We start from the raw sequence: 15,348 nt of genomic DNA, 5'->3' as shown, positions 1-15,348 counted from the left end.
GAGAGCACATGCCACAATCCAAAGTGTTGTTTGAAATATCATAAAGGTGGTGAACGGTATGGTAGTCCATTTTAGATTGGTAAGGCTCCATGCAAGGCCATAGAGGTAGCGACATCTGCATGGAGTAATGAAGTCGCTTTTAACTCATTACTGGCTTTGCAACTTGATGAATTTAATCAAGGAAGGAAGCCAAACAATGAAATATACAAACGCAAAGCTTATTCTCCCCGAAAGCTTGATCGAGGAAATACAAAACTATATGCATGGTGGGTATTTATATATTCCAGTGAAGAAGGAAAAACGCAAAGGCTGGGGAGAGCGATCGGGGATTAGAAAAGAGCTTGATCTGAGAAATCAAAAGATTATCGCCGCCTATCAGCAAGGCGCTACTATTGAACAATTAGCAGAGACATATTTTATCTCCATCTATGCGGTGAAGAAAATAATATATCGTTAGATTGGGAATGGTATAAGTATTATTAACCTAAAGGGGATTCTGCAAACGGAACGTTGTTCCAAAGGTAGAGTCTCCTTTCTTTATAATCAAATTGAATATTACATAAAGGATAATTAGTGCTTGACGCTAACCGAATGAGCGAAGAGACAGAGCGATTCTTAAGATTGTCTCTTAAAATTAACTTCCATCCATTAAATATACTTCAATAAAAGGAAGTTCATTTTAACAACAATCGCAAGAACGCTCTGGAGCGTAGCTACATGCCTCCAGTCGTTATCAAGTGCTAATTTCTAAATAGAGCCTAATTAACACAGAATTAACTTGTAGCTTGAGAATGATTCCTCGGATTTGTTATATTGGGGACTCACCTAGTTATAGGGTTAATATTTATGAAAGTAGGAGGTTAATAATTATGATTAAACCATTTGAGCACTCGAAACTAGATCAGGTTATGTCAATTTGGCTTGAGACGAATATAGATGCGCATCCATTTGTGCCTGCGTCCTTTTGGAAGGACAACTTTGAGGCCGTAAAAGGTGCATTGTTTGATGCAGAGATATTGATTTATGAGGAAGAGGTTGTGAAGGGATTTATCGGGATTGTAGAGCAATCTTATATCGCAGGTTTATTTGTAGATAAGCAATATCAAGGTCAAGGGATTGGTCGTGCTCTGATTGAAGCGTGTAAACAGAAATATTGTTCCTTAGCGTTAGATGTGTATGTGGAAAATGAAAGTGCTGTGAAGTTTTATGAAAAAAATGGTTTTCAAATTAAGCAAACAAAACAAAATGAAGATACGCAGCAACAGGAATATTTCATGGTATGGGAAAAGTAGAAAACGACGTAATTTCATATAGTCTATTTCTCTAGCACAATTCATATACTCTATCAAAAGAGCGGAGGTAGAATATATGAATAAAAATATGAATAAACAGTCGAAGTCGTTCATCGTAAAAAGTGTCATCGTTATGATCATTTCCATCCTCGTTTTTTCCTCTCAAGCAGACAAGCTGTTTGCCAAGGCGCAAGCAGCTTCAAATACAAAAAGCAATCCCAAAATCGTCTACTTAACGTTTGACGATGGACCAAGTAAGCTAACTCCAGATGTGTTAACTATTTTAGCTCAGCACAAAATCCAAGCGACCTTTTTTGTATTAGGTAGTCAAGCCAAAACCTCTCCAGAAATCATTAGACAAATTGCAGACGGTGGTCATGTCATCGGCAATCATACGTTTAACCATAATTATAGTGAGCTATATAAGCATTTCGGACAATTTTGGAAGCAGATTAAACAGACAGAAGAAATTGTTAGGGAGATTACCGATAAACGGCCTGCTTTACTTCGAGCCCCAGGTGGAACGTATGGTCATTTCAATAAGCAAACTTTTTCCTTACTAGCCCAAGCAGGTTATAAGGTGTTTGACTGGGATGTAGATAGTGGTGATTCTAAGCGAAGAGGTGTCCCCGCTGCTGAAATTATCAAAAACATTACTTCTTCCCAGTTGAAAAATGAAATGGTTGTACTTATGCATGATGGTGCAGGTCATCAAGAGACGGTAAAGGCATTACCTGCCATTATTAAATACTATAAACAGCAAGGTTATTCCTTTGGGACGCTAAATGCAGGGATGAAGCCTGTTCAGTTTACCGTTTCCTCCACTCAAAAGTATAGTGATTCCACTTCCCCATCGCAGGAATGGATTACGCGTAACATTATTCCTAACGCAGCGTTGTTTACGACTTCTAATCCATTACATGTTGAGGCAGGAGGGATTCAAACTAAGCTGGCGGCAGGAGAATATGAATTTGAAGGTGGTCGTTATCAAGTGCCGATCCGTGCGATGATGGAGCGTTTAGGGGGAGAGGTAATGTGGGATAGCATCACGAAGACGGTGACTGTAATGTGGGGAGACTCGAAGCTAACCCTTTATCCTGAGCAGGGTAGCCTTGTTGCAGAGTCACATAATAAAGGAAGAGTAACGTATTCAACCACCGTCGATAATAAAAACGATACACATTGGGTATCTCTACGTGTTTTACTTGCGGCAAGTGGACATGATATCAAATCTGTTAAAGTTAACCCACAGGAAACGATAGTTAAGGCGTTTTAAAATCGTGTGTCTATTTCCTTCTACCATTGGTAACACTACTTAATAGTGTGATTCGTAGAATGGAGGAGATAGACTATGAGACAAGAGGACTATTGTATTTTATTAGAGCGAATGATTTCTAAAATAGATGCCGTTGTAGTTGGTCAAAGAAGCAGAGTTGAACTACTGCTCACCGCCATGCTTGCAGGTGGACATGTATTGCTAGAGGATGTCCCTGGCGTTGGGAAAACGATGCTCATTCGTGCCTTGGCAGCTTGTATTGGTGGTGATTTTGGTAGAATTCAATTTACAGCTGATTTAATGCCCTCGGATGTAACGGGAGTTTCTGTGTATCATCCACATAATGGACAATTTGAGTTCCGTGCGGGTCCTATTTTTAAAACGATTTTACTAGCTGATGAAATTAATCGTGGCACACCAAGAACGCAATCTGCGCTTTTAGAAGCGATGGAGGAACGCAAGGCTACAGTAGATGGACGAACGTATGCCTTACCGCGACCATTTATGCTGTTAGCAACCCAAAATCCGATTGAACATGATGGAACTTATCCTTTGCCAGAGGCACAGCTAGACCGTTTTATGATGAAAATGACGTTAGGATATCCGCAAAAGGAGCAAGAAATGAGCTTGCTCGGATTACCTCCTTCAGATGAGGCCATTGTAAATATCAAGCCTGCGCTATTACCAGAAGAATTAGTGAGTATGCAGCGTCAGGCTTCGATCGTGTTTGTAGAAGATGTCATTAAGAGTTACTTAGTAGAAATTGCTCAGGCCTCTCGTACACATTCTCAGATCGCATTGGGCATTAGCCCTCGTGGAACATTAGCATGGATGAGAGCCGCACAGGCTTCCGCTTATTTAAAAGGAAGAATGTTTGTAATTCCAGATGATGTGAAGGCGGTGGCGCCGTCTGTATTAACACATCGCTTAGTATTACATCCTCAAGCCAGATTAAGCGGAATGAGTCAAGGAGATGTGCTACAGCAACTGCTGGAGAAAGCAACGATCCCTCTCTTTCGCAAGGTTGGAGGGGGCGGACTGTGAAACGTAACAGTAAAAGTACGAGAAGTAGCATTAAGATGATGAACAGCGGTTTGAAGACGATGTGTATCGCTTCGCTTTGGGTGACCAGTATGGCTTTTTTATATGGCTGGCAAGGTGGAATGGCATTTTTATTTTTACTTTCTGTAGGTATGCTTGTGTTATTACAAGGTTTTTTCATGAAGTGGCTTGGTCCAAGGTCTGCTAAGGTGTTGCGTCAATGGACACCACAACTGCCTATGGCGGGGCAGGATATCATTGTTACTTTTGAGATCACATTGTCAGGTGGACTAGTTCCTTTATGGCTAGAGCTTGAGGATTATCCTGAGTCAGAAATGGTTCAGGTACAGCCGCATACGGAGTTAAAACCGGAAGGTAAGCTAAGATGGAGTGGGTTTCGCCGTCATTATAGAGGTCAATATGTCATTAAAGATGCGAAACGAGGCGTGTATCAGGGAGGATATGTCCTGCTCGGCTGGGGCGATGCCTTTGGATGGTTTACACGCAAATTAGCTATTAGGATGGAAGACACCTGTATAGTTCAGCCAGCGATGGTTGGTATTGAAAGTATTTCTTATCGGGGGATTGGTAGTGACCAATCCACGGTACGTATTCGCTCCATGTTACCTGTACAAGCAGTAGCACAGGAACGATTACGTCACTATGAAGCAGGTGACCCGATCAAAAATATACACTGGAAAAGCTCTGCTAAGCGAGGGAGCCTTTTGACACGTCAAAGTGAATTTAGTTACTTTAGTGAAAAATTAATATGGTTAAATCGCGATCAATTGGCTTATAGGGATACACATGAAGGGATTACTGCTGAAGAACAATTTGAGTTTTTTGTTTCTGTCGCTACGGCTTGGCTCCGAGGTGAAATCGAAGAGGACAACAAGTCGATCTATTATATGGATAACAATATGAAGCAGCCTTGTTCAGTGAATCATCGGGCAGAGCTTCAACAAGTATTGGTGCATCTAGCTGGGGTTACAATGTCTCAGCAAGCTTTACCTTCATTTAATGGGATAGGCTTAAAGCAAATTACGATGATCACCGGGCATGTGACAGAAAGTGTTGTAAAGCAGCTTCTTCATTTTATAGCGCTAGGCGCTAAAGTAAACTTGTGGTGCGACCAACAAGAATATGAGTCAGCTAACGAGGACATAAATGAGAGCAACTATCGATTAATATTGGAGCAAGCGGGCGTTTTAATTACCCCTATTCAAGTGACAGAATTGTCGATTCTCAGTATTGATGCAGGAGGTGCTGGGGATGTCAGTAGTGCCTAGAGCTAAGTCACCTAAGTCGCCTGAGTCATCAAAACCACCTAAGTTTCTTGAATCGAAGGGTTTCAATTTATCGCTTAATGAAATCTTAAACCGCCTCATTATAACAATGCTGCTATGTGCTATATTTCTGGAGTGGCTAATTCCTCTTACTAATCTAGCAGATGGTGGAGAGGTCGTTATTGTTAGGTGGTTTATGGTTTTGACCGCTTGCTTGTTACTAACCGGCTCCTTTAAGCTACCCATTGCATTAAATAGTATTTTGCCTTTAACCTATGTAGCCATTGTGTTGATGATGATCTATGGTCATGGAATTTCGCTTGCGTGGTATTGGGATTTCTTTACGACTGTAGAGCAAGACATATTAAATATTGTAAATACAGGAGATTGGCATAATCTGAGTGCGGAGAGCAGGGCGTTAGTGTTGCTTATCGGCTGGAGTATGCTTGTTTTATCTGTACAAAAGCTAGTCTCTGGAAAAAAGAGTATTGTATTGTTTCTTTTTATTACAATTTTTTATCTCATTTTATTGCAGACCTATACCGAAGCTCTCATATTAGGTAGCTTGTATCGTGCAGTCGCAGAGGGATTGTTAATACAGGCTTGGTTGTTTGTTTTTGGGATGTCACTAGAAGAAAATAAAGCCTCATCCATGCCTTCAGAGTATCCCTTACAAGCTAGACGTTGGCTTCTTGGTAGTATGATCATTGTATTGTGTTGTGTTACAGGTGCAATTTATATGAGCAAGCAGCTTCATGTTACTAAATCGGTACCCTATTCATGGCAGGAAACGATGCAAGCTTTTAGTACATGGAGTGAGTCAAAAAACCTGCAATCTAATTCAAGCCATGCAAAACGTGAATCAGGTTACAGTCAAAATGATCGCGTGCTTGGTGCACCCCTAACTTTACGTCATGAGCCTTATTTTATAGCCAGTTCTCCTATGCCCACCTATTGGCGGGGGGAAAGCAAGGACTACTATAACGGCCAAGGCTGGCAATCTATGACCACCTCGACGTTAGTTACAAATAATGATGCACAAGCAGAGTTAGGCTTAGGGACAGAAGGCGCTATAAAGCAACCAGAAATTGTGCAACGTATTTTTTTTATAAATCCAATTCAGCAGGAGCAAGTTTTATTTACTGGAGGGATTCCGCTTCGCGTTCCTACATTATATAGTGGTCAGTCTAGTCGTGAGCATCTTAATGTTTCCATTCGATATGATGCCATGGGTCAGTCCTTAATTTCAGCACAGCCCAGCAGTATGGTGAAGTCGTATCAATCGTATGATATCGCTGTTGCACCGCAACCGATTGTGAGTGAGGATTTGAGGCGAAATGAGAGAATTGAGCAAAAAGAGCAAGATCAGCAAAAGACAGGGGAAGATCCTGCGTGGGTGAAGCAGCATTATTTACAGCTCCCTGAGGCATTGCCTAAACGTGTCTTAAGCTTAGCTGAGCAACTGACCTCTAATACAACAAACAGATATGATGCAGTAATGGCGATTAAACACTATTTAGAGAAAAACTACCGTTATGAACTAAAAACAACACCCCCTTCCGCTAAACAGGATTTTGTTGATCATTTTTTATTTGAACAAAAGGTTGGTTATTGCGATCACTTCTCGACCTCAATGGTTGTATTGCTAAGAAGTAGCGGAATTCCAGCAAGGTGGGTTAAAGGATTTGCACCTGGTTCCTTAATAACCTCATCCTCGGAAAAAAACGAGGGGACTCACGAGCCAATAAGTGGAGATAGCTTCGACAATCGTTATTTAGTTTCCTATGCTGATGCACATTCATGGGTGGAGGTTTATTTTGAAGGAGTTGGTTTTGTTCCTTTTGACCCCACACCTGGTTATGATGGAAAAACATCAGTGATGAACAGGGATGAGTTAATGAGTGGGATTAGCAAGACAAGGGAAAAGTGGAAGGGGACAAGCCTTGGTAACATATGGACTAGCTTAACCTCTTGGTGGGAAAGTGGAAGTGGAGGATTCCAAGCGGCGTTGAAAAAAATAACAGATATGAGTGAAGCGATGTTAGCGTATATTTTGCGTCACCCTATAGCGGTAACTTTTGTTGTTGCTATACCTATAATGTTGTGGTTAGTCATGGCTGGAATGACGCTGTACGGAGGCATGCTTGCACTTAGCTGGAGTTTGAAAAGAAATCGAATCAAATTTCTCAGCAATACAATCCGCTTTCCTACCAGAGATATATTATTGTTTTCCTCTAAAATTGTATGGAATAAGCTGAGTCAAAAATATGGGGAGAAGCAAGGCAGGTTGACACCAAGAGAATATGTGCAGCAGCTTATTGCTAATTCGTCTAAAATGGATGAAGGAAGTAGGCAACATTTACTAAGCTTCATTTTATTGTGGGAGCAGTTGTATTATGGTGGTGTGACATTTAGTCGTCAGGAGACGACCACCTTTCTCACTTTATGCTGGAAAATGGTAAAGCACTAGAGACAAGTGCTTGGATGCCCTTGACGAGCTGTTTTAACGTTTCGTATAATTAGTGTCATGAATTAAGGGAGGCCGAGTATGAATAAGCCAAATGAAATCGTGGTTGTACTGGATTTTGGTGGTCAATACAACCAGTTAATAGCAAGAAGAATTCGTGATTTGGGCGTGTATAGTGAATTGTTGCCTTATAATACGACAGCAGCACGCTTACGTGAGCTTAATCCAAAAGGTATTGTATTTTCAGGTGGACCGGCAAGTGTGTATGCGGAAGATGCACCTAAAATTGATCCTGAGATTTACAATATCGGGGTTCCGATTTTAGGGATTTGTTATGGAATGCAATTGATGGCTCATGATCTTGGCGGTAAAGTAGAACGCGCGGCTAAACGTGAATATGGTAAATCGGACGTTGATTTTGTGGCAGGCTCTAAGCTTGCTAAGGATTTAGATGCGAAGCAAACAGTATGGATGAGTCATGGTGACCATGTATCTGCGTTGCCACAAGGCTTCGTCTTAGATGCTTCAACGGAATCAGCACCAATCGCTGGTTTTGCTAACGAAGAGCGTAAAATGTATGGTGTTCAGTTCCACCCTGAAGTACGTCACTCTGTACGTGGGAACGAGCTTATTTCTAACTTCATCTACGGTGTATGTGATGCAGAAGGTAACTGGAGTATGGAATCCTTCATTGAAGATAAAGTGCAGGAAATTCGCAACACTGTTGGCGATAAAAAGGTATTGTGTGCACTAAGTGGTGGGGTAGATTCCTCCGTTGTTGCGATGCTAATTCATCGTGCAATTGGCGATCAACTTACATGTATGTTCATTGACCATGGCTTGCTGCGTAAAGGTGAAGCAGAGAGTGTAATGGAAACCTTTGTTGGTAAATTTGATATCCATGTTGTAAAAATAGATGCGCGTGAGCGTTTCTTAAGCAAGCTTGCGGGCGTAGATGATCCTGAGCAAAAACGTAAAATTATCGGCAATGAATTTATTTATTGCTTTGATGAGGAATCTGCGAAGCTTGGCGATTTTGATTTCTTGGCACAAGGTACACTTTATACGGATATTGTAGAAAGTGGTACAGCAACAGCCCAAACGATTAAATCTCACCACAACGTAGGTGGCTTACCTGAGGATATGAAATTCTCCTTGATTGAACCACTAAATACGTTATTTAAGGATGAGGTTCGTAAGGTTGGGGAAGAGTTGGGTATGCCTCGTGAGATCGTATGGCGTCAACCATTCCCAGGACCAGGACTTGCGATTCGTGTATTAGGGGAAGTAACGGAAGAAAAGCTTAAAATTGTTCGTGACTCTGACCTGATCTTACGTGAGGAAATTGCGAAGGCAGGACTAGATAACGAAATTTGGCAATACTTCACTGCCCTACCTAACATGAAAAGTGTTGGTGTTATGGGAGACGGCAGAACATATTCCTACACTGTAGGTATTCGTGCCGTAACGTCTATCGATGGTATGACTGCCGACTGGGCACGTATCCCTTGGGATGTGCTGGAGAAAATTTCTGGGCGGATCGTTAACGAAGTGGATAACGTAAACCGGATTGTGTATGATGTGACATCGAAGCCACCGGCTACGATTGAGTGGGAATAGTAAAGCGACACTCTATACACTGAAAAAAGTTGATTTTAAACCGTTTGGATAAAATTATAAGACTTTCTGAAACCAAGATTTGTTCGAATCTTCTCTAAGATTGTCGCCAAAAACTCTCACTGAATGATTGTCGGTGGGAGTTTTTATTAGGCTTTAGCTGCACAAGCACATCATGCTTTACTTTAGGTATATTTCTAATCAACCGATTTCACCACAGTGGCATGGTGTATAATGTGGATGTACAGTAAGAAGGATAATTGGAGGAATATAAATGTCAAGCACAGCACAACGTGCCGAATTGCAATCTCAAATCTGGAAAATAGCCAATGATGTTCGTGGCTCTGTAGATGGATGGGATTTTAAACAATATGTTTTAGGTATGCTATTTTATCGTTTCATTAGCGAGAACTTTTCTAACTATATTGAAGCGGGAGACGAAAGCATCAACTATGCGGAACTTGATGATGATATTATCACGCAAGAAATTAAAGAAGATGCTATTAAAACAAAAGGATATTTCATATATCCGACGCAGTTATTTGTTAACATTGCGAAAACCGCCAACACAAATGAAAGCTTGAATACCGATCTAGCTGAGATATTCTCTGCTATCGAAAGCTCAGCAAATGGTTATCCTTCTGAATTAGATATTAAAGGGTTATTTGCTGACTTTGACACGACAAGTAATAGATTAGGGAACACAGTAAAAGATAAAAACATACGTTTAGCTGCTGTTATTAAAGGTGTTGCAGGGCTTAACTTTGGTAAATTTGAAGATAATCAAATTGACCTTTTTGGTGATGCCTATGAGTTTTTAATCTCTAATTATGCAGCCAATGCGGGTAAATCTGGAGGAGAATTCTTCACACCACAGTCTGTGTCAAAGCTTATTGCGCAATTGGCAATACACAAGCAAACAACAATTAATAAGATTTACGATCCGGCAGCCGGTTCGGGTTCACTGTTATTACAAGCCAAAAAGCAGTTTGATGCTCATATTATCGAAGATGGGTTTTATGGACAGGAGATTAACCATACAACGTATAATCTTGCTCGTATGAACATGTTCCTACACAACATAAACTACGATAAGTTTAATATTGCTTTAGGAAATACACTTTTAGATCCTCATTTTGGTGATGAAAAGCCTTTTGATGCTATTGTATCTAATCCACCTTATTCCGTAAATTGGATTGGTAGTGATGACCCAACGCTGATTAATGATGAACGATTTGCTCCTACTGGTGTATTAGCCCCAAAATCTAAAGCCGATTTTGCCTTTGTACTTCATACGCTAAGTTATCTTTCGAGTAAAGGTCGTGCTGCTATCGTTTGTTTCCCTGGAATTTTTTATCGTGGTGGTGCAGAGCAAAAGATTAGAAAATATCTGATTGATAATAACTTTATTGAAACGGTTATTTCATTAGCACCTAACCTTTTTTATGGAACATCAATAGCAGTTAATATCTTGGTTCTCTCTAAGCATAAAACGGAAAATAAAACTCAATTTATTGATGCAAGTGGAGCAGAATTCTATAAGAAAGCAACCAATAATAACATACTTACAGATGAACACATTGAGAAAATAATTAAAATATTTGACAGTAAAGAAGATGTTGAATATGTTGCAAAATCTGTTGATTATGATGCAATAGTTAAAAATGATTACAACCTATCTGTGAGCTCCTATGTGGAAGCAAAAGATACAAGAGAAGTCATTGATATAAATAAGCTAAATGCAGAGATAAAAACGACTGTAGCAAGGATAAACCAACTTCGTGCTGAAATTGATGACATTATTGAGGTGATTGAATCTTGATTAAATCGAATTTTATGGAGAAATTGCTTGATGGGGTTGAGGTGGAGTGGAAGACCATGGCTGAGGTTGGTGAATTAGTTCGGGGGAATGGATTACCAAAATCGGACTTTACAGAATTTGGGGTTCCGGCAATTCATTACGGCCAAATTTACACCTATTACGGTACATTTACTACGGAAACAATATCGTTTGTTTCGTATGAGACAGCAAAAAAATTAAAAAAAGTTGATTTTGGTGATGTTGTTATAACAAATACAAGTGAAAATTTGGACGATGTCGGAAAGGCCGTTGTTTATCTTGGTAAAGTGCAAGCTGTTACTGGTGGTCACGCTACGATCTTTAAACCATCAATTCAAATTACAAGCAAGTACTTTGCTTATTTCACACAAACAGAAATGTTTGCAAGTCAAAAAAGAAAGTATGCAAAAGGAACAAAAGTTATTGATGTTTCAGCTGCCGATATGTCAAAAATCACAATCCCCATCCCCCCTCTAAAAGTGCAAGAGGAAATCGTCAGGATATTGGACACCTTCGAAGAGCTTAAAGCAGAGCTTACAGCAGAGCTTACAGCAGAGCTTACAGCACGTAAAAAGCAATATACCTATTATCGTGATAAGTTATTGACTTTTGAAGAGGGTGAAGTTGAATGGAAAACGTTGGGGGAGGTTTGTACATCAATTTCTGCTGGTGGAGATCTGCCTAAGGGTTGTGTAAAAGGACAAACGTTACCAACCAATGAGTTCCCTTATCCGATATTTGCAAATGGAACTGAAGATAAAGGGTTATACGGGTTTTCAGATAGTTACAAGATTGAAAGTGATGCAGTAACTATTTCAGCTCGGGGTGCTAAAATTGGATATCACACTGTAAGAGAAGCAAAATTCACTCCGATTATACGTTTGATTGTTTTAGTTCCAGAAAAAAGTATAATTACAACGAAATATTTAGATTACGCATTAGATATGACTCCAATTGGTGGTACCAAGGGAGGAATACCTCAACTGACGGTTCCAACAGTAAAAAAAATTACTATACCAATTCCATATCCAAATGATTTAGATAAATCGCTTGCTGAGCAAAAACGAATTGTTTCTATCCTAGATAAATTCGACGCTTTGACATCTTCTATTACTGAGGGCTTACCTCGTGAAATAGAATTGCGTAAAAAGCAATATGATTATTACCGTAATATGCTATTTTCATTTCCGAAAAGTGAGGTAATGTGTTTATAGATGTTCCAATGACATCATTAATTGATAACTATCTTATTCAATTGGAAGTAGACTTGGCTCATTTGATCAAAAAAAGTTGTTCCGGACTATGGTTTGTTATCACAACTTACAATACTTTTTTTAAATTGGTACTATAATGAAGTTAATCATTTGACAAGTAACTTTAGGTTTTGGAAGGTGGCATAAAAATGAGTGAGTACAAACCCATCGCAGAATCAAACAATTACATAGTGCTAGATAAATATACTAAGATAGCAGAAAAAGGGGTTGGCTATCAAACCGAATCTAATCTAGAACGAGAATTGATTCAGGATTTAGCAAATCAAGGCTATGAGTATCTTCCTAATTTATCTAATCCTGAGCAGATGCTTGCAAATACTCGTGTGCAGCTACAAGAGCTTAATAAAACGCAATTTTCAGATGCTGAATGGCTTAGATTTTGTGAACATTATTTAGACAAATCGAGTGAGAATCACATCGATAAAACCCGTAAAATTCATAATGATTACATTTATGACTTTGTTTTTGATGACGGGCATATCCAGAATATCTACCTGGTAGATAAGGAAAATGTGGCCAACAATAAAGTGCAGGTCATTTCGCAATTTGAGCAAAAAGGAACACAAGCCAATCGATATGATGTGACCATCTTGGTCAATGGCTTACCGTTAGTACAAGTGGAGCTTAAAAAGCGTGGAATTGCGATTCGTGAAGCCTTTAATCAGGTTCATCGATATAGTAAAGAGAGCTTTAATTCAGAAAACTCTCTCTTTAAATATATACAGATTTTTGTAATTTCTAATGGGACCGATACCCGTTATTTTGCAAATACAACGAAACGTGATAAAAACAGTTTTGATTTTACGATGAATTGGGCCAAAGCGGATAATATTTTAATTAAAGATCTAAAAGATTTTACAGCTACATTTTTTCAAAAAGATACTTTATTGAATGTACTACTGAAATATTCTGTATTTGATGTGAGCGACAACCTGCTGGTTATGCGACCTTATCAGATTGCCGCGGCAGAAAGAATACTATGGAAAATTAAAAGCACTTACCAAGCCAAAAAATGGAGTAAAGTTGAAAGTGGTGGATATATTTGGCATACGACAGGTTCGGGGAAAACGCTTACTAGCTTTAAAGCAGCTCGTTTGGCAACCGAACTGGATTTTATAGATAAGGTTTTTTTTGTTGTAGATCGGAAAGATCTGGACTATCAGACGATGAAGGAGTATCAGCGGTTTTCTCCTGATAGTGTGAATGGTTCAGATAGTACCGCAGGATTGAAGCGTAATATTGAAAAAGATGATAATAAAATTATTGTGACGACGATTCAAAAACTGAACAACCTAATGAAAAGCGAACCAGAGTTATCAATATATGATAAACAAGTAGTATTTATATTTGATGAAGCCCATCGTTCACAATTTGGTGAAGCTCAAAGAAATATCAAAAAAAAGTTTAAAAAGTTCTATCAATTTGGATTTACAGGTACACCAATTTTCCCGAAGAACGCGTTAGGTTCAGAAACGACTGCTTCTGTCTTTGGTAGAGAGCTACACTCTTATGTCATTACGGATGCCATCAGAGATGAGAAGGTTTTAAAGTTTAAGGTTGATTATAACGATGTACGTCCCAAGTTCAAAAGTATTGAGCAAGAACAGGACGAGCAAAAGTTATCGGCAGCAGAAAATAAAGAAGCATTACTACATCCTGAACGAATTAAAGAAATTTCCCAATATATTCTTAATAACTTTAAAAATAAGACTCATCGTTTAAATGCGAATGGAAAAGGATTTAACGCTATGTTTGCTGTGAGTAGTGTTGAAGCGGCTAAACTCTACTATGAATCTTTAAGCAAATTACAACAAGGAAGCAATAACCCTCTTAAAATTGCTACAATCTTCTCCTTTGCTGCAAATGAAGAACAAACTGCGATTGGTGAAATTGTTGATGAAACTTTTGAGCCTTCAGCAATGGACAGTAGTGCAAAAGAGTTTTTAAATTCAGCCATCCAAGACTACAATAGGATGTTTAAAATTAGTTATGGTTTAGATAGTAAGGGATTTCAAACCTATTATCGTGATCTTGCTAAACGAGTAAAGAACAAAGAAATTGATTTGTTGATTGTAGTTGGCATGTTTTTAACGGGCTTTGATGCACCTACATTAAACACTCTATTCGTTGATAAAAATCTTAGGTATCATGGTTTAATGCAAGCTTTTTCGAGAACTAATCGTATTTATGATTCTACGAAAACCTTTGGAAATATTGTTACTTTTAGAGATTTAGAACAAGCAACTATAGATGCCATTACTCTGTTTGGAGATAAAAACACTAAAAATGTAGTGCTGGAAAAAAGCTATAAAGAGTATATGGAAGGCTTCGCTGATGTGGCAACGGGTGAAGCTCGTCGTGGTTATGCAGATGTAGTAAGAGAATTACAGGAACGTTTTCCTGATGTGGATGAGATTGTGACTGAAAAGGATAAGAAAGAATTTACTAAACTTTTTGGTGAATATTTACGTATTGAAAATATACTACAGAACTATGATGAATATTCAGCTTTAAAGGCTTTACAAACCGTAGATATAACTGACCCTAATGCTTTAGAAGAGTTTAAGTCCACTCACTATGTAACGGATGAAGATATAGCTGTTATGCAAGAGATTCAAGTGTTAGAAGAAAGAACTGTCCAAGATTATCGTTCTTCATATAATGATATTCGCGATTGGTTTCGTCGTGAAAAAACTGGAGAAGAAAAAGGAGTTTCCTCCATTGATTGGGATGATGTTGTCTTTGAAGTAGATCTGTTAAAATCCCAAGAGATCAATTTAGATTACATTCTTGAACTTATTTTTGAGCATAACAAAAAGATGAAGGATAAAGTATCATTGGTTGAGGAGGTTCGTCGTTTAATTCGTTCTAGTGTAGGAAATCGTGCAAAAGAAAGCTTAGTAGTTGATTTTATAAACCAAGCTGATTTAGATAGTATACAAGATAAAGCAAGTATTATTGATGAATTTTTCTCATTTGCTCAAACGGAACAAAAACGTGAAGCAGAAGAATTAATAAGCTCTGAAAATTTGAATGAAGAAGCTGCAAAGAGATATATTTTAACCTCGTTAAAAAGAGAATATGCAAGTGAAAATGGAACGGAGCTAAATGAAGTTCTTCCTAAAATGAGTCCGCTTAATCCTCAGTATTTAACAAAAAAACAGAGCGTTTTTCAGAAAATCTCTGCCTTTGTAGATAAGTTTAAGGGAGTTGGGGGAAAAATTTAGTAAATTCAAGCCGGTTGAACACCAGAAT

The 15,348-nt window shown here is 38.8% G+C and carries 10 protein-coding genes; all 10 read left to right on the top strand.

Annotated features, from left to right (window positions below; genetic code table 11):
• Nucleotides 1–196 precede the first annotated feature (196 nt).
• The 10 genes from ABE099_RS12775 (at nucleotide 197) to ABE099_RS12730 (ending at nucleotide 15,320) form a co-directional block, all read left to right on the top strand.
• The gene (locus ABE099_RS12775; protein WP_430031228.1) at nucleotides 197–457 is read left to right on the top strand and encodes a CD3324 family protein; all 261 of its coding nucleotides are present in this window, start codon (nucleotides 197–199) and stop codon (nucleotides 455–457) included.
• A 412-nt stretch (nucleotides 458–869) separates the two neighbouring features.
• Entirely contained in the window at nucleotides 870–1,292 is a 423-nt protein-coding gene (locus tag ABE099_RS12770) for an N-acetyltransferase (protein ID WP_430031226.1), read from the top strand.
• A gap of 76 nt (nucleotides 1,293–1,368) precedes the next feature.
• Nucleotides 1,369–2,568, top strand: coding sequence for a polysaccharide deacetylase family protein (locus ABE099_RS12765; RefSeq protein ID WP_430031224.1), 1,200 nt, complete (start codon nucleotides 1,369–1,371; stop codon nucleotides 2,566–2,568).
• 75 nt (nucleotides 2,569–2,643) lie between these two features.
• Nucleotides 2,644–3,612, top strand: coding sequence for an AAA family ATPase (locus tag ABE099_RS12760; RefSeq protein ID WP_430031222.1), 969 nt, complete (start codon nucleotides 2,644–2,646; stop codon nucleotides 3,610–3,612).
• Complete coding sequence (locus ABE099_RS12755) at nucleotides 3,609–4,898, top strand: DUF58 domain-containing protein (protein WP_430031220.1); 1,290 nt, start codon at nucleotides 3,609–3,611, stop codon at nucleotides 4,896–4,898. The genes ABE099_RS12760 and ABE099_RS12755 overlap by 4 nt, the downstream gene beginning before the upstream one ends.
• Complete coding sequence (locus ABE099_RS12750; protein WP_430031217.1) at nucleotides 4,882–7,365, top strand: transglutaminase-like domain-containing protein; 2,484 nt, start codon at nucleotides 4,882–4,884, stop codon at nucleotides 7,363–7,365. Before ABE099_RS12755 ends, ABE099_RS12750 begins: the two co-directional genes overlap by 17 nt.
• A 78-nt stretch (nucleotides 7,366–7,443) precedes the next feature.
• A complete protein-coding gene (gene guaA / locus ABE099_RS12745) occupies nucleotides 7,444–8,982 on the top strand; it encodes a glutamine-hydrolyzing GMP synthase (RefSeq protein ID WP_430031214.1) in 1,539 nt (512 codons plus the stop codon).
• Nucleotides 8,983–9,253: 271 nt separating this feature from the next.
• Nucleotides 9,254–10,801, top strand: coding sequence for a type I restriction-modification system subunit M (locus ABE099_RS12740; protein WP_430031212.1), 1,548 nt, complete (start codon nucleotides 9,254–9,256; stop codon nucleotides 10,799–10,801).
• Nucleotides 10,798–12,033, top strand: coding sequence for a restriction endonuclease subunit S (locus ABE099_RS12735; protein ID WP_430031210.1), 1,236 nt, complete (start codon nucleotides 10,798–10,800; stop codon nucleotides 12,031–12,033). The genes ABE099_RS12740 and ABE099_RS12735 overlap by 4 nt, the downstream gene beginning before the upstream one ends.
• Nucleotides 12,034–12,221: 188 nt before the next feature.
• A complete protein-coding gene (locus ABE099_RS12730; RefSeq protein ID WP_430031207.1) occupies nucleotides 12,222–15,320 on the top strand; it encodes a type I restriction endonuclease subunit R in 3,099 nt (1,032 codons plus the stop codon).
• The last annotated feature ends 28 nt before the right edge of the window (nucleotides 15,321–15,348 follow it).

The organism is Paenibacillus turicensis, assembly GCF_050461185.1.
Taxonomy (GTDB): domain Bacteria; phylum Bacillota; class Bacilli; order Paenibacillales; family Paenibacillaceae; genus Fontibacillus; species Fontibacillus turicensis_A.
This window is presented reverse-complemented; position numbering and strand designations above follow the sequence as displayed.

Coding starts and splice junctions, on each gene's coding strand:
- guaA (WP_430031214.1), top strand. CDS start 7,444: ATGAATAAGCCAAATGAAATCGTGGTTGTACTGGATTTTGGTGGTCAA.
- ABE099_RS12765 (WP_430031224.1), top strand. CDS start 1,369: ATGAATAAAAATATGAATAAACAGTCGAAGTCGTTCATCGTAAAAAGT.
- ABE099_RS12775 (WP_430031228.1), top strand. CDS start 197: ATGAAATATACAAACGCAAAGCTTATTCTCCCCGAAAGCTTGATCGAG.
- ABE099_RS12730 (WP_430031207.1), top strand. CDS start 12,222: ATGAGTGAGTACAAACCCATCGCAGAATCAAACAATTACATAGTGCTA.
- ABE099_RS12770 (WP_430031226.1), top strand. CDS start 870: ATGATTAAACCATTTGAGCACTCGAAACTAGATCAGGTTATGTCAATT.
- ABE099_RS12760 (WP_430031222.1), top strand. CDS start 2,644: ATGAGACAAGAGGACTATTGTATTTTATTAGAGCGAATGATTTCTAAA.
- ABE099_RS12750 (WP_430031217.1), top strand. CDS start 4,882: ATGTCAGTAGTGCCTAGAGCTAAGTCACCTAAGTCGCCTGAGTCATCA.
- ABE099_RS12740 (WP_430031212.1), top strand. CDS start 9,254: ATGTCAAGCACAGCACAACGTGCCGAATTGCAATCTCAAATCTGGAAA.